Raw genomic sequence first — 17,220 nt, forward strand, 5'->3', positions numbered from 1 at the left:
GGTCGAGCTGCCGGGCGGCGTGCGGGCGTGGGCGGTCACGAGCCCCGCGGTGTTGAAACAGCTGCTCACCGACCCGCGCGTGTCCAAGGACCCGCCCGCTCAGTCCAGAAGCCGACGCGATCTCGCGAGCCGTGGAGTGGGAAGGCCACCGGCGGTGTGAGTGGAGCCCATCGCTGTCGGCCTTTGACCTGTGCTAGGGGCTGCGCTACGCCTGTAGCTGCGGTAGGGAACTCGACCACGTCGCGAGATCGCGCCGGTTTCTGGACTGAGCGATGTGCTCGGCCCCTCGGGCCGGGCACATCGGGAGGGAAGAAACCGGCTCAAAGCGATCTCGCGCGCCCCGGCGGAGCCGGGGCCAAAGACACAGATCTTCGTCGCCAGGGAACCTCAGCTCTTGCGACCCCGGAACACAGTCGTCACCAGCGGGTAGTCGAACTCGCCCGCGCCCGCTTCCGGCACCGCCAGGAGGTACTCGCGCGCGGCGGCCAGGGCGGCGTCGCGTTCGGCCGGTTCGGCGACCAGGAAGTTGGAGTGCGTGCCGACGGTGGCGAGCAGCGTGTCGATCGTGCGGCGGTGCGTGTGCGGGAACTCGCTGTCTTCGAACGGCTCGAAGCCGGCCGCCGACAGGCCCTCGTTCTCGTCGCGGAACACGCGGCTCACGCCCGTGCGCACGATCTTCGCGAACTCGACGACCCACTTCACCGTCAAGTCGTCGTGGTTCCACAGCGCGACGACGACCCCACCCGGGCGCAGCACGCGGTGGATCTCCGCGAACGCCGGCTCCAGATCGAACCAGTGCAGCGCCTGCCCGACGAACACGGCGTCGACGGACTCGTCGGCCAGCGGGATGTCCTCGGCCTTGCCGGTGAGCGCCCTCGTGTCCGGCAGGAGCTGGGACAGCTGGGCGAGCATGCCCTCGTCGGGCTCCACCGCGGTCACGGTGAGGCCGAGGTCCACCAGCCCCTGCGTGAGCTTTCCAGTGCCGGCCGCGAGGTCGAGCACCTCGCGCGCGTCGTGCGCGGCGCCGGCGAGCCCCCATTCGACGGCGGCCTGCGGGTAGTCGGGCCGGTGCTCGGCGTAGGCGGCGGCGTGGCCGCCGAACGACGAGGCGCGGCGGGCGTGGAGTTCCTGGTCATACGTGGGATCGGTCACGAGAACCGAGACTAATACGGGAAAAGGCAGTGCCGGTGCCGCGAAGGGTAATCCGGTTGGCGTAGCCGACCAGCGGGTTCGTACGCTATGGGCCATGACCGAATTCCCCGCGCCCGACGCGCTGCCCGAAGACGACCTGCCCGAACAGATGCGGGTGCGCCGGGACAAGCGCGACCGGATAATCGCGGAGGGTGTCGATCCTTACCCCGTAGAGGTTCCCCGTACCCACTCGCTCGCCGAGGTTCGGGCCGCGCACACAGATCTCGAACCCGACACCGCCACTGGTCAGACGGTCGGCGTCACCGGCCGGGTGATGTTTCTGCGCAATACGGGCAAACTGTGTTTCGCCACTCTTCGTGAGGGTGACGGCACGGAACTGCAGGCGATGCTCAGCCTCGCGAAGGTCGGTGCGGAGTCGCTCGCGTCGTGGAAGAGTGATGTCGATCTCGGTGACCACGTATTCGTCTCCGGCGAGGTGATCACTTCCAAGCGCGGTGAGCTTTCCGTGATGGCCGACAAGTGGCAGCTCACGTCGAAGGCGCTGCGGCCGTTGCCCAACACGCACTCCGACCTCGCCGAGGAAACGCGAATCCGGCAGCGTTATGTCGACTTGATTCTGCGCGATCGGGCCCGCGATGTGGTGCGCACTCGCGCCGGCGTGGTGCGCTCGCTGCGTGAGTCGTTCCACCGCCGCGGATTCACCGAGGTCGAGACGCCGATGCTGCAGACGCTGCACGGCGGCGCCGCGGCCCGGCCATTCGTCACGCATTCGAATGCGTTCGACCTCGAGCTGTACCTGCGCATCGCGCCGGAGCTCTACCTCAAGCGCTGCGTGGTCGGCGGGATCGAGAAGGTTTTCGAGATCAACCGCAACTTCCGCAACGAGGGCAGCGACTCCTCGCACTCACCCGAGTTCGCGATGCTGGAGTACTACGAGGCCTACGCCACGTACGACACGAATGCCGTGATGACCCGCGAACTCATCCAGGAGGCCGCGGAGAACGTGCTCGGCACCCAGGTCGTCACCCTCGTCGACGGAACGGAGTACGACCTTTCCGGCGAATGGACGACGCTCGGCATGTACGAGTCGCTGTCGGAGGCATTGGGTGAAGAAGTGTCACCCGAGACTCCCGCCGAGCGGTTGCACAAGATCGCCGAGGCGCGCGAGATCGAGGTGGACCCGAAGCTCGGCCACGGCAAACTGGTCGAAGAACTGTGGGAACACCTCGTGGGCGACGATCTCTCCGCTCCCACATTTGTGCGTGATTTTCCGCTCGAGACATCCCCGCTGACCAGGCAGCATCGCAGCCGGGCCGGGGTCGCGGAGAAGTGGGACCTCTACGTGCGCGGTTTCGAACTCGCCACGGGTTACTCCGAGCTGGTGGATCCGGTCGTGGAGCGGCAGCGCCTCACCGAACAGTCCCTCCTGGCGGCACAGGGTGATAGCGAGGCCATGCGTCTCGACGAGGATTTCCTTCGTGCCCTGGAGTACGGAATGCCACCCAGCGGCGGTGTCGGAATGGGAGTCGACCGGCTGCTCATGGCGCTGACCGGTCTCGGTATCCGGGAGACGATCCTCTTCCCCCTCGTACGGCCGGAATAACCCACCCGTCGGTAGGAACCGGCCGGGTTTATCTCAAACGAGATTTGCACGCGGCCGGATGAGCGGGTATTAATGTGAGTGACAAAGACTTCTGTCCCGGGGCTCGCCCCGTAACCAGATCATTCGCGTAAGCCCCGCAGGAGGAATCAGATGGCACAGAAGGTGCTCGTCTCCCTGGTCGACGACCTCGACGGCAGTGAGGCCGAAGAGACCGTCGAGTTCGGTTTGGACGGTGTGACCTACCAGATCGACCTGTCCTCGGAAAACGCCGAGGAGCTGCGCGACGCACTGGCCCAGTACGTGGAGCACGCCCGCCGCGCCGGTGGCCGCAAGCGCGCCGCGCTGCGTCCGGTCGCGGGTGCGAAGGCCTCGGCCCGCCCGGCGACGGTCGACCGCGAGCAGAACCAGGCCATTCGCGCCTGGGCTCGCAAGAACGGTTTCGCGGTTTCCGACCGGGGCCGGATCCCGTCGGAGGTCGTGGAGGCCTACCACCAGAAGAACTGAGGGGCAACAACGAGGAGGCGGCCGCCGGGGATATTTTCCGGCGGCCGTTTTGCTGTCCGGTTTCTGTCCGGTCGCTTGTGCTGGGTCGGCTTGCGTTCAGCGCGGCTTGTGTGCGATCGGCTTGTGTTCGATCGGCTCGGCCGAGACGGCGCGGCGGGCCGAACGGGCGAACTCGCCGGGCGAGCATCCGGTCACCGCTCGGAAATCGCGGGTGAAGTGCGGTTGATCGCTATAGCCGAGCCGGGCGGCGAGGTCCGCGAAATCGGGACTGCCGGCGTCGGCGAGCGATCGTGCGGCGTCGTTCAGGCGGTATATCCGGATCGCCCACTTGGGCGTGCAGCCGACGTGTTCCGCGAAGAGCCGCTGAAGTGCTCGTGCGGACAAGCCGGCCCTCGCGGCGAGTTGATCGACGCGCGTGATTTCCGGATCCTCCGCGATTGTTTCCACCGCCGCGGCGGCCGTCCGCGCGGCGGGTGCAAGAGCCGACTGCTTTGCGATCAGCAAGTTGTCGACTGCAGCGATCATTTCCTGATCGCCACTCGCATTTCGCACCGATTCGGCCGCTTCCGCCCCGCCGCCGCCGAAGACGTCCTCCAACGGCACGGATCGGTCCGCGAGGAGCCGCACGGGGGCGCCGAGAAACGGGCGGAAGCACCCGGGCCGGAACCGCACGCCCAGCCCGTGCGCGCGGCCCTCGAGCCGGTGCGTGAACAGTGTGTGGCCCGGGCCGTAGACGCCGCACGCGCCGGGGAAGAAGGTCACGTGCACGGCGACGTTGGGCAGCACGTGCTGGTCGTGGAAACCGTCGAGGTCCCAGTGCAGCACCCAGTGGTAGTCGACGAACTCCGCGAGCGCGGGCGCCGGGGCGTGGCGGGCGAGCGTGAACTTCGTGCGGGCCACGTGCTCGTCGACGATGCCGCGAGGGATCCGGCGCATGCGCTTCACGCTAATGCGTCGCGTTCGTTCAAGACGCGTGTCTCGCGCGGCTGCTTGGCTTCGCGCATGACCGATCACTCCGCCCTGCTGCGCCCGGCCGCGGCCGAGTTCTTGCGCGTGGCGGCGGCCGCGCAACCGCTCGCGGCGCCCACCCCGTGCACCGGCTACGACGTGCGCGGCCTGCTCAACCACCTGCTCTACTGGGGCCCCTGGCTCGCCGCCGCCGGCCGGCGCGAGACGTACCAGGCGACCGGCACCGAAGCCGATGCGGACCTCGTCGGCGAAGGCTGGCTCGCGACGCTGGAGAAGCAGACCCAAGACCTCGTCGACGCCTTCGCGTCCGCAGCCGCGTGGGACGGCCTGGCGACGCTCGGCTCGGCCACGATGCCCGCGGCGATCGTCGGCGACATGGTGCTCGGCGAGTTCGTGATCCACGGCTGGGACCTCGCCCGCGCTGTCGGCGTGACGCTGAACTGCTCCGAAGAAGCCGCGGAAGCCGTGCGCGCGTCCGCCGTCGCCATGGGCGAGCAGGCGCGCGCGATGGGCGTCTACGGCCCCGAGGTACCGGTTGCGGCCGGCGCTCCGGCCCTCGACCGCGCGCTGGGCGCATGCGGCCGTGACCCGGCCTGGACGGTGTGACCTGCGCTCACCGCGAGCAGACCCGCGGGCATTCCTCGCACTCGGCCTCGCCCGGCAGGAGGTAGGAGAAGCAGCAGCTCTCCCGCCGGCGTTCCCAGGCGCGGTGCCCTTCGGCGTCCACGGCCATGCGCAGCGTCGACGCGGAGGTCAGCGGCCGGTAGCGGTCGTCCAGCACCAATGCGGCGTCGGCGACTCCGGCGCCTTCCGCGTCCGGCGTCCCGCCCTGGCGGCCCGCCCACCACAGCGAGTTGTCCAGCGCGTCGGTGGCCGCGGCCCACAGCATGCGGCGGCCCAGCCGGCTGCTCGGCGCGTACGCGCGAACGAAGCGTGTGGCGTGCGCCACGAACTGGGCGCGCAGCACGGCGGCGAGTGCGCGTTCGTCGGCCACGACCGTGGCTTCCGGGCGAGCGGAGCCGGGGTCGGTGGGCAGGCAGTAGAAGCTGTCGCCCAGCACGGCCATGCCGTCCGGGTGGGGACGGTCGTCGCCGAGGCCGAAGGCGAGCTGCTCGGGTTTGAGCGAGGGCACCCGGCGTTCGTGGTGCAGCAGCAGCGCACCGACGTAGGCGGGCACGTGCAGGTACCACGACATGACGTAGCTCGCGGCCGTGCGCTCGGGCGCGGCGCCGTGGTTGTGGAGAAGCCACTTTTCCAGCCGTTCACGCCATTCGGTGAAAAGCTCGGGGTGTTCGAGCAGCTCGGCGCAGTGGAACCACCCGGTCGGGACGTCTCGCCGCAGCTCACCGCGCTCCTGAAGCCCCCCGACCCGCAGGAGCGAACTGGCGAGACCGTCGCCGACGTCACGGGAAGACCGCTGCTGGTTCACGCGGCCCTCCTCAACCGGTCGAACTGATTAGGCGTGCCTAACCTTACAGACGTTTCGCCGTTGCGCCAATCGGGTGCCCACCTGGTGGAAACGGGCAGCTCGCGGATGTGTTCGCGCTGAGCGGACAGGGGGGTGCGGGCGGAATCCGAACGCGGGCCCGTACGTTCGACAAGAGGTAAAAGTGCAGGGCAACCGGATGTTGGATGGTGACCGGAGCGGTCACCGGCCGGGTGCCAAAAGGCCACCGCAAGCCGTAGTGGTACGCAAGCGCGACCGCTTGGCTACTACAGTGGTCTCACGGTGCTGTCCGTCGCGGGTGAAATCCGTGGCGGGAACGGGCCGCCGACGCAGCAGTCGAGGGAGTGCGCATGTTTGAGAGGTTCACCGACCGCGCGAGGCGGGTGGTCGTCCTGGCCCAAGAAGAGGCCCGGATGCTCAACCACAACTACATCGGCACCGAGCACATCCTCCTGGGTCTGATCCACGAGGGTGAGGGTGTCGCCGCCAAGGCGCTCGAGTCGCTGGGCATTGCCCTCGAGGGAGTGCGCCAGCAGGTCGAAGAGATCATCGGCCAGGGTCAGCAGGCGCCGAGCGGGCACATCCCGTTCACGCCTCGGGCCAAGAAGGTGCTTGAGCTGTCGCTGCGCGAAGCGCTTCAGCTCGGCCACAACTACATCGGAACCGAGCACATCCTGCTCGGCCTGATCCGCGAGGGTGAGGGCGTCGCCGCACAGGTGCTCGTCAAGCTCGGCGCGGACCTCAACCGGGTGCGCCAGCAGGTGTTGCAGCTTCTGTCGGGTTACCAGACCGGCGAGAAGTCCACCGAGAGCGGCTCCGGCCGTGGCGAGGGCACCCCGTCGTCGTCGCTGGTGCTCGACCAGTTCGGCCGCAACATGACCGTGCTCGCCCGCGAGGGCAAGCTCGACCCGGTCATCGGGCGCGGCAAGGAGATCGAGCGGGTCATGCAGGTGCTGTCCCGCCGCACCAAGAACAACCCGGTGCTCATCGGCGAGCCCGGCGTCGGCAAGACCGCCGTCGTCGAGGGCCTGGCCCAGAGCATCGTCAAGGGCGAGGTGCCCGAGACGCTCAAGGACAAGCAGCTCTACACGCTGGACCTGGGCTCCCTGGTCGCCGGCTCCCGCTACCGCGGTGACTTCGAAGAGCGCCTGAAGAAGGTGCTCAAGGAGATCAAGACCCGCGGCGACATCATCCTGTTCATCGACGAGCTGCACACGCTCGTCGGCGCGGGTGCCGCCGAGGGCGCCATCGACGCGGCTTCGATCCTGAAGCCGATGCTGGCCCGCGGTGAGCTGCAGACGATCGGTGCGACCACGCTCGAGGAGTACCGCAAGTACATCGAGAAGGACGCCGCGCTGGAGCGCCGCTTCCAGCCGATCCAGGTCGGCGAGCCGTCGCTCGAGCACACCATCGAGATCCTCAAGGGCCTGCGCGACCGGTACGAGGCGCACCACCGCGTCTCGATCACCGACTCGGCGCTGGTCGCGGCCGCCACGCTGGCCGACCGCTACATCAACGACCGGTTCCTGCCGGACAAGGCCATCGACCTCATCGACGAGGCCGGCGCCCGCATGCGCATCCGCCGCATGACCGCGCCGCCGGACCTGCGCGAGTTCGACGAGAAGATCGCCGACGTCCGCCGCGACAAGGAGTCCGCGATCGACGCGCAGGACTTCGAGCGGGCCGCCCGCCTGCGTGACGAGGAGAAGACCCTCCTCGGCCAGAAGGGCGAGCGCGAGAAGCAGTGGAAGGACGGCGACCTCGACGTCGTCGCCGAGGTGGACGACGAGCAGATCGCGGAGGTGCTGGCCAACTGGACCGGCATCCCGGTGTTCAAGCTCACCGAGGAGGAGACCACCCGGCTGCTGCGCATGGAGGAAGAGCTCCACAAGCGCATCATCGGCCAGGAGGACGCGGTCAAGGCCGTCTCCCAGGCGATCCGTCGTACGCGTGCCGGTCTGAAGGACCCGAAGCGCCCGTCGGGCTCGTTCATCTTCGCCGGCCCGTCCGGTGTCGGTAAGACCGAGCTGTCCAAGGCGCTGGCGGCCTTCCTGTTCGGCGAGGACGACGCGCTCATCCAGATCGACATGGGTGAGTTCCACGACCGCTACACCGCTTCGCGGCTCTTCGGTGCCCCTCCGGGCTACGTCGGCTACGAAGAGGGCGGGCAGCTGACCGAGAAGGTGCGGCGCAAGCCGTTCTCGGTGGTGCTCTTCGACGAGATCGAGAAGGCGCACCAGGAGATCTACAACACGCTCCTGCAGGTGCTCGAAGACGGTCGCCTCACCGACGGCCAGGGTCGCACGGTCGACTTCAAGAACACGGTCCTGATCTTCACCTCGAACCTGGGCACCTCGGACATCTCCAAGTCCGTGAGCCTCGGCTTCTCCTCCGGAGCGGACGTCACGAACCGCTACGAGAAGATGAAGCAGAAGGTCAACGAGGAAATGAAGAAGCATTTCCGGCCCGAGTTCCTGAACCGCATCGACGACATCATCGTCTTCCACCAGCTCACGCAGGAACAGATCATCCAGATGGTCGACCTGATGATCGGGCGCGTGGAGACGCAGCTCAAGGCGAAGGACATGGAGCTCGAGCTCACCGCGAAGGCCAAGGCTCTGCTGGCCAAGCGTGGCTTCGACCCCGTGCTCGGCGCCCGGCCGCTGCGTCGCACGATCCAGCGCGAGATCGAGGACCAGCTGTCGGAGAAGATCCTGTTCGGCGAGGTCGAGCCCGGCCAGATCATCCTGGTCGACGTCGAGGGCTGGAGCGGCAACCCCGAGGACCGCGACGACGAAGCGCACTTCACCTTCCGCGGTGAGAAGCGCCCGTCCTCGGTTCCGGACGCGCCGCCGGTCAGCATCGGCGCCTCGGAGCACGACACCGAGAACGACTGATCGCTTGACGAGCTGAGAAGGGCGGTTCCCCACGGGGAGCCGCCCTTCTCCGTATTGTCGAGTCCATGGGGGACTCACGGCTCACGGACCACCTGCGCGTGGCAACGTCGCTGTCATTGCTGAGCGACCGGCAGCTCACCGAACGCCTCAAGACGGCCGAAGTCGTCTCCCGTGGCATCGGCGGCACGGGTGCGCGGCTCGACATCGACGGCATCCCGGTGTTTGCGAAGCACCTGCCGCTCACCGAGCTCGAACGGCAGCACCCGCACTCCACCGCCAACCTCTACGACCTGCCGCTGTTCTGCCACTACAGCTTCGGCGGCTCGCCCGAGGGCTCGGCGTGGCGCGAGCTGGCGCTGCACACCATGGCCACCGGCTGGGTCCTCGGCGGCGAGTGCGAGTACTTCCCGCTGCTGCACCACTGGCGCGTGCTGCCGCTGCGGGCCGGCCGGGTTCCCGATCGTCCGCTCGAAGAGGACGTCGAGTACTGGGGTGGCTCCAGCGCCGTGCGCCGGCGGCTGGAGGAGCTCGAAACCGCCGAGTCGAGCGTGGTGCTGTTGTGCGAGTACTTCCCGACGACGCTGCACGAGTGGCTGCCCACGCACCTCGACGAGTCGGAACGCGTCGAGCAGCAGCTGTTCGAGACGGCCGCTTTCCTTCGGGCGCAAGGCGTTCTGCACTTCGACACCCACTTCGGCAACTACCTCACCGACGGCTCGCGGATCTACCTGACCGACTTCGGCCTGGCGTTCGCGACCCGCTTCGACCTCACCGCCGAGGAGCGCGCGTTCGCCGCGGCGAACGTCGAGCACGACGAGGCCTACCTGGCGATGTACGCGACGCAGTGGCTGGTCACGGAGGTCTGCGGAACCTGGGACCGGGCCGCGCGGATGGCGGCCATGCGTCGCGCGGCCGCGGGCGACCTGCCGCTGCCGGAACCCGTGGCGTCGGTGGTCGCGCGGCACGTGAAGAGGGCCGTGGTGTTCACCGACTTCTACGACCGGCTGCGAGAGGACCACGAGGCGCCGTTTCCGAAGTTGCCTAGTTGAGCGTGCCGGCCGACTCTTTCAGGTCCTCGCGGGTGGTCAGGGCAGTGTCGATCACGGCTTCGACCGCGTCGGCCGACTGCTCCACCGCCAGCGCCGGTCCGCCGCGCCCGCTCTGCGCCGGTGCCGACGGCACGTGCACGAACCCGCCCCGCAGGCCGGGGAAGTCCGTGGCGATGAGGTGCATGATGCCGTAGAACACCTGGTTGCAGACGTAAGTGCCCGCCGTGTGCGACACGGCGGCGGGCACGCCCTTCGCCTGGATCGCCGCCACGGCCGCCTTGACCGGCAACGCCGTGAAGTAGGCCGCCGGTCCGTCCGCGATCACCGGCTCGTCGACGGGCTGGTCGCCGGCGTTGTCGGGAATCCGCGCGTCGATCAGGTTGATCGCCACCCGCTCCGGCGTGACCGCACTGCGGCCACCCGCTTCCCCCACGCACACCACCAGGCTCGGCCGGTGCTGCTCGATCGCCGCCCGCAAGGCCGGCAGCGACGCGCCGAACTCCACCGGCAGCTCCACCGCGACCACGTCGTCCCGCCGGGCGGCGACCAGCGAAGCCGCCTGCCACGACGGGTTCGTGCTCGATCCGCCGAACGGCGCGAACCCCGTAAGTAAGACAGTCATGCCGCAAGACAATCATGAACCTGAACCACGCGGCGAGATCGCGCCGGTTTCTTCCCACCCGATGTGGGTGGCCCCCCGGGCCGACCGTGTCGGGTGGGAAGAAGCCGGCTCAAAGGCGATCTCGCACGCGTCGGCGGAGCCGACGCAGATCACGGAGTTTTGAGGTCACCCGGGTAGAGGTACTGGTCCGACGGCTTGCCGGAGCCGTAGATCCAGGCGTCGAAGAAGCCCTGCAGGTTCTTGTGCGACACCGATTCGCAGTACTTCTGGAACTCCTGCATGCTGGCGTTTCCGTTGCGGTGCAACGAGTTCCACGTCTTGAGCACCTTGTCGAACGCGGCCTCGCCCATGTACTTGCTCAGGGCGTGCAGCGCGACCGGGCCCTTCGAGTACACGTAGGTGAACTCGTTGCCGGCGCCCATGTCGTAGAGCTTGCCGTTCCAGAACCGGTCGGACGCGGTGGCGACCTGCTGCCGGTACTGGTCGTCGAGGTTCACGCCGTTCTTGGCTTCGTCCCACAGCCATTCGGCGTAGGAGGCGAAGCACTCGTTGAGGCAGACGTCCTTCCAGTGGTCCACGGCCACGGTGTCGCCGTACCACTGGTGGGCGTTCTCGTGCACGATCGTGTCGACGTTGCCCGCGCGGCCCGAGTAGATCGGCCGGCTCAGGGTCTCCAGCGAGAACCCGATGGGCTCGGCGAGGTAGATGCCGCCGGCGGCGTCCACGGGGTACTTGCCGAACTTCGACTCCAGGAAGTCGAGGATCTCGGGCAGCCGCGCGTCGGCCTGCTTGGTCGAGTCGGGCGTGCCGGGCGCGAACGCGCTGACGATCGGCGTGCCGTCCTTGCGCTTGCGCTTGTCGAACGTCCACTTGTCGATGGCGACCGTGGTCATGTACGGCACGGCGGGCGTGGTCTCGGCCCACACGTGCGTGGTGCCCTTCGCCGTCTTGTGCGTGGCCTGCTCGCGGCCGTTCGCGATCACGCCCCACTCGTCCGGGACGGTGATGGCCAGGTGGAACGTGGCCTTGTCGAGCGGGGTGTCGTTCACCGGGTACCAGGTGCTGGCCGACTTCGGCTCGCCGGCGACGAACGCACCGCCGGTCTTGGCGTACTGCCAGCCGTTGTTGCCCAGCAACGGGTCGCTGATCGGGGCGGGCACGCCGTGGTAGTTGATCACGGTGCGGAACGGCAGGCCGCGCAGCAGCGGGAGCAGCGGCGTGATGGTGAGCTCGTGGTCGCCGCTGCGGGTGAACTTGGCCTTGAGGCCGTTGACCTTCACCGAGTCGACGGTGAGGCCGTTGAGGTCGAGGTTGAACGAGCTCAACGTCTGGGTGGCTCGCGCGCTGATCGTGTGCACGCCGGTGAGCTGGTGGCTGTCCGGTGCGTAGGTGACGGCGAGGTTGTAGTCGCCGATGTCATAGCCGCCGTTGCCGTCCTGTGGGTAGTAGCTGTCGCCGGCTCCGTCGGCACCCGGGGTGCCCCAGCCGTACCCGTCCTGTCCCGCGGACGCGATGCCGCCGCCCAGGCTCAGCGCGGCCAGCGTGGCGACGACCGTCACTGCCGGGCGGCGCCAGCGGTGCTGCAGTCTCATGAACGCTCCTGTCTGCTGCTCGGGAAACCGTTTGCAACGTATCGCCGCGAAGGGCCGTTGACGGCACCTGAAGGGCTTTTGTCCTGAAAGTCCACACTTACGTCGGTTCCCCTGCGGCCGTTCGGACCCGTCCTCAGCATCCGTCTGGAAAGCTGGTGGCATGCGCGTGGCGCTCCTGGGTCCGCTGCGGGCGGCCTGCGACGACGGCACCCCGGTGGAGATCGGCGGTGCGCGTCTTCGCATGCTCTTGGCCCGGCTCGCGCTCGACGCCGGCCGTGCGGTGCCGGCCGAGGTGCTGATCGACGGCCTGTGGGGCACCGAACCGCCGGCCGATGCCGCCAACGCGTTGCAGTCGCTGGTCTCGCGGCTGCGTCGCGCGCTGCGGCCGGCCGCGGCCGAGCTGGAGTCCGGCGCCGGCGGCTACCGGCTCGCACTGCCCGCGGACGCGGTCGATGCGCACCGGTTCGAGCGGCTCGCGGCGGAGGGTCGCCGGGAGCTTTCGGCGGGCCGCGACTCGCGCGCGGCCGAGCTGCTGCGCACTGCTCTGGACCTCTGGCACGGCGCCGCGCTGGCGGACGTGCTCGACGCGCCGTTCGCCGCCGCCCCCGCGGCGCGGCTGGAGGAGCTGCGCACGGAAGCCGCCGAGGATCGTTTCGACGCGGAGCTGCGTCTGGGCCGCCACGCCGACGTGCTCGCCGACCTCACCGCGGCCGCCGAGGCCCACCCGCTGCGTGAGCGGCTCGCCGGCCTGCGCATCCGCGCGCTGTGCTCGGCCGGACGGCAGGCCGACGCGCTCGCCGCGTACGGCACGATCCGCGCGACGCTGGCCGACGAGCTGGGCGTGGACCCGTCGGCCGAGCTGCAGGAGATCCACCTGCAGGCCCTGCGCGGTGAGCTCGCGCCCGCCGCGCCGGTCACCGACCGGCTGCCGGTGCGCCTCACGAGCTTCGTCGGCCGCGGCGACGAGCTGAAGCAGCTGTCCGAGCTGCTGGACGGCTCCCGGCTCGTCACGCTCGTCGGACCGGGTGGTGCAGGCAAGACGCGCCTGGCGACCGAGGCCGCGGCGCGCCACCCGGCGCACGGGCCCGGGCGCGTGTGGTTCGTCCCGCTCGCCGGCGTCCGCGACGCCGACGACGTGCTGGGCGCATTGCTCACCGCGTTGGAGATCCGCGACGTGCGCGCCACCGACACCGAGGTGCGGCGCAAGCCGATCGACCTGTTCGAGCACGCCGTCGAGGCCTTGAGCGGCAGCGAAACCCTGCTGGTGCTGGACAACTGCGAGCACGTGATCGACGTCGCCGCGCAGCTGGCCGACGACCTGCTGCGCCGCGTGCCGGCCCTGCGCATCCTGGCCACCAGTCGCGAACCACTCGCCATCACGGGTGAGGCGCTGTGCCAGCTCGGCCCGCTGCCCGTGCCGGCCGAGTCCACGCCGGCGGGTGAGGTGGGCGCGCTCGACTCCGCGCGCCTGTTCCTCGACCGCGCCATCGCCGTGCGGCCGGACTTCAGGCTCGACGAGTCCACAGTGGACGCCGTGACGCAGATCTGCCGCCGGCTCGACGGCATGCCGCTGGCGCTGGAGCTGGCGGCGGCGCGCCTGCGTTCGATGCCCGTCACGAGCATCGCCGAACGCCTCGGCGACCGCTTCCGCCTGCTCACTTCCGGCAGCCGCACGGCCCTGCCCCGACAACGGACGCTGAGGGCCGTCGTCGAGTGGAGCTGGGACCTGCTCACCGACGCGGAGCTCGCCCTGGCCCGGCGGCTGGCCGTGTTCGCCGCGACATTCGACGAGGACGCCGTGACCGCCGTCTGCGCGGACGACGACCTCCTGCCCGCCGAAGACGTGGTGTACGTGCTGGGGTCCCTCGTCGAGAAATCCATTGTGGACACCGTCGGCGGCCGGTACCGCATGCTGGAGACGCTGCGGGTGTACGCCACCGAACGGCTCACCGCGTCGGGGGAGACCGAGCGGTTGCGCGTGGCCATGGTGGGCTACTTCGTCGATCTCGTCGAACGCACCGAGCCGCTGCTGCGCACCCGCGAGCAGCTCGCCGCCATCGAGGTCCTCGAAAACGACAACGACAACCTCACCGCGGCACTGCGCTCCGCCATCGAGTCCGAGGACGTCGGCTCCTCCGCGCGCCTGCTCTACGGGATGTTCTGGTACCTGTCGATCCTCGGCCAGAGCGAACGCGCGGAGCGGTTCGTGGCCGACGTGCTCGCCTTCGGCGACCGGCTGGCGCCCGACGTCGCGGCCAGCCTGCGCCTGAGCCAGCTGATGATGCACATGATGACCGGCCCGCAGGCGCTGGCGAGCGCAGAGGAGGTGATCGAGGAGTGCCTGCGCACGGACGCGGTGAACGGCAACCCGTGGCTCGCGCTCGCGGTGCCGATGGTCGCGTTCCTCAGCGGCCACCGCAAGCTGGCCCGGCGCGAGATAGAGCGCTCCTCCCGCAGCGCCGACCCGTGGAGCCGGGCCGCCGCGCGCTGGGCCGAAAGCTTCCTGCTCGCCGACGAGGGTGATCTGGAGGGGTCCGCCCGCGCCCGCGAGGAGGCCCACGCCGGGTTCCTCGAGATCGGCGACCGCTGGGGCCTGGCGATGACGTTGAGCTTTCGCGCCACGAGCTTGTCGCAGCGCGGCGACCACGCCGGGGCGATCGCGGCGTACACCGAGGGCCTGCGGCTGGCGATGGAGCTGCGTTCGCAGGACGACGTGATCCAGCAGTGGTGGCGCCTCGCCGTGGAGCGTTCGCGCGGAGGTGACCACGAGGGCGCCTGGCGTGAGCTGGCGGCGGCCGAACGCTACGCGGGCAGCGCGAGCCCGGAGCTGAGCATGATCCTGTCGTTCGGCCGGCTCGAACTGCTCATCCGCGAGGGCCGGCTCGACGAAGCGCGCGCGGTCGGCAAGGCCATCTCGGACAGCCGCGACGACTGGCCCTACCCGGGCAATTTCGAGGACGAGTGGTTCGGCATGGTCCACGCCAGGATCGCGTTGACGGAGGGAAAGCCGGACGACGCGATGCCGCACGCCGCGGCCGCCATTCGCTCCGTGACCGACCGCCGGGACATGCCAGACCTGGCGCGGATCGTCGAGGTCGTCGCGGAGATCCGCCACGCGCAGGGCCGGTTCGAGACGGCGGCGCGCATTCTGGCGCTGAGCGCGTTGATCCGCGGCGAGTTCGACCTCGGCAGCCCCGAGGTGATCGGGCTGATCGCGGGGCTGGAGGAGAAACTGGGCGCGGACCGGTACACGGAGCTCGTCGCCGAGATGCGCGCGATGGACCGGGACGCGGGAATCGCGTGGCTCACCGGGGAAATCAACGACTGAAACAGCCGCCTGAAATCGGTGCCTGAAATAGGCACTGACGAGCTCGGTCCCCTCCACCACCCCCGCGGTGAAGGGGACCGAGTGCCCCCATTTTTCGTTGTGGTCCTTTTGCGACAGCCGCTCAGACGCGGCGGCGGTAGGCCCAGGTCGCGAGCGGGAAGAACACCACCACGGCCCCGACCATCCACGCCAGCGCCCCACCGAGCGGCCCCGCGACCGCGCCGCCGTTCATCAGGCCCCGCAATGCGTTGGCCATCAGGCTCACCGGGCTGATGTCCGCCCAGGCCCGCAGCCACCCCGGCATCGTCGCGGTGGACACGAACACGTTGCTGCCGAAGGTGAGCGGCATGATGAACACGAACATCAGGCCCTGCGCGGCACCCGGCGACTTCATCAGCATCCCGACGAACACCGAGCCCCAACAGAAGCACAACCCGAACGCCAGCACCAGCAGGATCGCGGCCAGGAACTGCATCGGGCCGGTCTCGATGCGGTAGCCCATCACCATCGCGACGACCATCAGCACGACCAGGCACACGACGTAACGCACGAGGTCCGCCAGCACTGCGCCCACCAACGGCGCCGACCGCGCGATCGGCATGCTGCGGAACCGGTCGAACACACCCTTGGTGACGTCGGTGTTCAGCTGCACGCCCACGGTCAGGCTGGCCTGCAGGATGTTCATCACGACCAGGCCGGGCACCAGGCTCTGCAGGTAGTTCGAGATCGACCCGCCCAGCGCGTTGCCGAACAGGTACGTGAACATCAGCAGGAAGATGATCGGCATCAGCGTCACATCGGCCAGCTGCTCCGGGTTCTTGCGGATCTTCAGGATTCCGCGCCAGGCCAGGGAAAGCGCGTGCTGCGTGCCTTTCACCGGGCTGATGCGGCGGGGCGGATCGAGCGCGAGCGTGGTCACGCGAGGCTCCCTTCGAGCTGGGCGTCGGCAGTGGTCGGTTCGGCGGAGTGGCCGGTCAGGGCCAGGAACACCTCGTCGAGGCTCGGCAGCCGCAGCGCGAGCTCGTCGGAGGTGATGCCGGCCTCGTCGAGCTTGCGCACGAGCGTGGACAGCAGCACCGGGTCGGACACCGGTGCGGTGAGCAGGCCCGTGTCGTTGTCGCGCGTCGGCCGGACGCCGGTGAGCTCGCCCAGGATGCGGGCAACGGCGTCGAGGTCGGCGAGCGACGTCGGGCGCACCTGCAGCGTCTGGCCGCCGACGCGGCGCTTGAGCTCGTCGGCACGGCCGTCGGCGACCACGTGGCCGTGGTCGAACACGGTGATCTTGTCGGCCAGCTGGTCGGCTTCCTCGAGGTACTGCGTGGTGAGCAGCACCGTCGCGCCGTCGGCGACGAGGCCGCGGACCACGGCCCACACCTCGTTGCGGGCGTGCGGGTCGAGCCCGGTGGTGGGCTCGTCGAGGTAGAGCACCTCGGGCCGCCCGACGAGGCTTGCCGCGAGGTCGATCCGCCGGCGCATGCCCCCGGAGTAGGTGCGGATCGGGCGCTTGGCGGCATCGGACAGCTCGAAGCGCTCCAGCAGCTCCTTCGCCCGGGCCTTCGCGTCGGCGCGCGACAGGTCGAGCAGCCGGCCGATCAGCACCAGGTTCTCGGTGCCGTTGAGGTCCTCGTCGACGGACGCGTACTGGCCCGTGAGCCCGATCAGCGACCGCACCCGCACCGGGTCCTGCACCACGTCGAAACCCCCGACGGTGGCGTGCCCGGCGTCGGGCTTGATGAGTGTGGCCAGAATGCGCACCGCCGTGGTCTTGCCCGCGCCGTTGGGCCCGAGCACCCCCACCACCTTGCCGAACGGGACCTCCAGGTCCACCCCGTCCAGCGCCTTCGTCTCCCCGAACTGCTTGACCAGGCCCTCGGCCTTGATCGCAAACGACATGTCGGTCTCCTCCTGCTGTCGCCCTCCGAGCAACACAGTGGACGGCCGACCTGTCAGAGTGCGCACAGCACGCTGACAGCGCCTGTCGCGGACCTGTCCCGCGCTGTCAGGAGTTGCGGAGGTGTTGTGGAGGTGCGGTGTCCGGGGCGCGCTCACCCGGGGAG

General features: G+C 69.4%; 13 protein-coding genes. 6 read left to right on the top strand and 7 right to left on the bottom strand.

Annotation, left to right across the window (positions count from 1 at the left end):
• Positions 1 to 387 precede the first annotated feature (387 nt).
• A complete protein-coding gene (locus AB0878_RS23185) occupies positions 388 to 1,152 on the bottom strand; it encodes a class I SAM-dependent methyltransferase (protein WP_366582337.1) in 765 nt (254 codons plus the stop codon).
• 94 nt (positions 1,153 to 1,246) lie between these two features.
• On the opposite strand from AB0878_RS23185, the gene lysS reads away from it, so the two are divergent.
• The gene (gene lysS / locus AB0878_RS23190; protein ID WP_366582536.1) at positions 1,247 to 2,755 is read left to right on the top strand and encodes a lysine--tRNA ligase; all 1,509 of its coding nucleotides are present in this window, start codon (positions 1,247 to 1,249) and stop codon (positions 2,753 to 2,755) included.
• Positions 2,756 to 2,905: 150 nt separating this feature from the next.
• Positions 2,906 to 3,259 carry an Lsr2 family protein gene (locus tag AB0878_RS23195; RefSeq protein ID WP_285971935.1) on the top strand — a complete coding sequence of 118 codons (354 nt, stop codon included), beginning with the start codon at positions 2,906 to 2,908 and terminating at the stop codon, positions 3,257 to 3,259.
• A 96-nt stretch (positions 3,260 to 3,355) separates the two neighbouring features.
• On the opposite strand, the gene AB0878_RS23200 is transcribed toward AB0878_RS23195, so the two are convergent.
• The gene (locus tag AB0878_RS23200) at positions 3,356 to 4,159 is read right to left on the bottom strand and encodes a helix-turn-helix domain-containing protein (protein WP_366582338.1); all 804 of its coding nucleotides are present in this window, start codon (positions 4,157 to 4,159) and stop codon (positions 3,356 to 3,358) included.
• Positions 4,160 to 4,261: 102 nt separating this feature from the next.
• On the opposite strand from AB0878_RS23200, the gene AB0878_RS23205 reads away from it, so the two are divergent.
• Positions 4,262 to 4,834 carry a TIGR03086 family metal-binding protein gene (locus AB0878_RS23205; protein WP_366582339.1) on the top strand — a complete coding sequence of 191 codons (573 nt, stop codon included), beginning with the start codon at positions 4,262 to 4,264 and terminating at the stop codon, positions 4,832 to 4,834.
• A gap of 7 nt (positions 4,835 to 4,841) precedes the next feature.
• Here AB0878_RS23205 and AB0878_RS23210 read toward each other — a convergent pair whose 3' ends face one another.
• Positions 4,842 to 5,657: a (2Fe-2S)-binding protein gene (locus AB0878_RS23210; protein ID WP_366582340.1), complete on the bottom strand. Its 816-nt coding sequence runs from the start codon at positions 5,655 to 5,657 to the stop codon at positions 4,842 to 4,844.
• A 368-nt stretch (positions 5,658 to 6,025) separates the two neighbouring features.
• Here AB0878_RS23210 and AB0878_RS23215 point away from each other — a divergent pair, with 368 nt between their 5' ends.
• Both AB0878_RS23215 and AB0878_RS23220 read left to right on the top strand, forming a co-directional pair.
• Positions 6,026 to 8,572, top strand: coding sequence for an ATP-dependent Clp protease ATP-binding subunit (locus AB0878_RS23215; protein ID WP_366582341.1), 2,547 nt, complete (start codon positions 6,026 to 6,028; stop codon positions 8,570 to 8,572).
• A gap of 65 nt (positions 8,573 to 8,637) precedes the next feature.
• Complete coding sequence (locus tag AB0878_RS23220; protein ID WP_366582342.1) at positions 8,638 to 9,621, top strand: serine/threonine-protein kinase; 984 nt, start codon at positions 8,638 to 8,640, stop codon at positions 9,619 to 9,621.
• Here the strand turns inward: AB0878_RS23220 and pcp are convergent.
• Positions 9,614 to 10,243 (bottom strand): pyroglutamyl-peptidase I, encoded by a 630-nt coding sequence (gene pcp / locus AB0878_RS23225; protein WP_366582343.1) that lies wholly within the window; start codon positions 10,241 to 10,243, stop codon positions 9,614 to 9,616. The two genes, AB0878_RS23220 and pcp, sit on opposite strands and share 8 nt — an antisense overlap.
• Positions 10,244 to 10,392: 149 nt before the next feature.
• Positions 10,393 to 11,835: a M1 family metallopeptidase gene (locus tag AB0878_RS23230; RefSeq protein ID WP_366582344.1), complete on the bottom strand. Its 1,443-nt coding sequence runs from the start codon at positions 11,833 to 11,835 to the stop codon at positions 10,393 to 10,395.
• Between the two features lie 160 nt (positions 11,836 to 11,995).
• Between AB0878_RS23230 and AB0878_RS23235 the strand changes: the two genes are divergently transcribed.
• Positions 11,996 to 15,163, top strand: coding sequence for a BTAD domain-containing putative transcriptional regulator (locus tag AB0878_RS23235; RefSeq protein ID WP_366582345.1), 3,168 nt, complete (start codon positions 11,996 to 11,998; stop codon positions 15,161 to 15,163).
• A 121-nt stretch (positions 15,164 to 15,284) separates the two neighbouring features.
• On the opposite strand, the gene AB0878_RS23240 is transcribed toward AB0878_RS23235, so the two are convergent.
• The gene (locus AB0878_RS23240; protein ID WP_366582346.1) at positions 15,285 to 16,082 is read right to left on the bottom strand and encodes an ABC transporter permease; all 798 of its coding nucleotides are present in this window, start codon (positions 16,080 to 16,082) and stop codon (positions 15,285 to 15,287) included.
• The gene (locus tag AB0878_RS23245) at positions 16,079 to 17,056 is read right to left on the bottom strand and encodes an ATP-binding cassette domain-containing protein (RefSeq protein WP_366582347.1); all 978 of its coding nucleotides are present in this window, start codon (positions 17,054 to 17,056) and stop codon (positions 16,079 to 16,081) included. Before AB0878_RS23245 ends, AB0878_RS23240 begins: the two co-directional genes overlap by 4 nt.
• Positions 17,057 to 17,220 lie beyond the last annotated feature (164 nt).

The sequence above is a fragment of the Amycolatopsis sp. NPDC047767 genome, assembly GCF_040704195.1.
In the GTDB taxonomy this organism is placed as follows: domain Bacteria; phylum Actinomycetota; class Actinomycetes; order Mycobacteriales; family Pseudonocardiaceae; genus Amycolatopsis.

Excerpts from the sequence above, each read along its gene's own strand:
- lysS (WP_366582536.1), top strand. The coding sequence starts at position 1,247 with ATGACCGAATTCCCCGCGCCCGACGCGCTGCCCGAAGACGACCTGCCC.
- AB0878_RS23195 (WP_285971935.1), top strand. The coding sequence starts at position 2,906 with ATGGCACAGAAGGTGCTCGTCTCCCTGGTCGACGACCTCGACGGCAGT.
- AB0878_RS23205 (WP_366582339.1), top strand. The coding sequence starts at position 4,262 with ATGACCGATCACTCCGCCCTGCTGCGCCCGGCCGCGGCCGAGTTCTTG.
- AB0878_RS23215 (WP_366582341.1), top strand. The coding sequence starts at position 6,026 with ATGTTTGAGAGGTTCACCGACCGCGCGAGGCGGGTGGTCGTCCTGGCC.
- AB0878_RS23220 (WP_366582342.1), top strand. The coding sequence starts at position 8,638 with ATGGGGGACTCACGGCTCACGGACCACCTGCGCGTGGCAACGTCGCTG.
- pcp (WP_366582343.1), bottom strand. The coding sequence starts at position 10,243 with ATGACTGTCTTACTTACGGGGTTCGCGCCGTTCGGCGGATCGAGCACG.
- AB0878_RS23230 (WP_366582344.1), bottom strand. The coding sequence starts at position 11,835 with ATGAGACTGCAGCACCGCTGGCGCCGCCCGGCAGTGACGGTCGTCGCC.
- AB0878_RS23235 (WP_366582345.1), top strand. The coding sequence starts at position 11,996 with ATGCGCGTGGCGCTCCTGGGTCCGCTGCGGGCGGCCTGCGACGACGGC.
- AB0878_RS23245 (WP_366582347.1), bottom strand. The coding sequence starts at position 17,056 with ATGTCGTTTGCGATCAAGGCCGAGGGCCTGGTCAAGCAGTTCGGGGAG.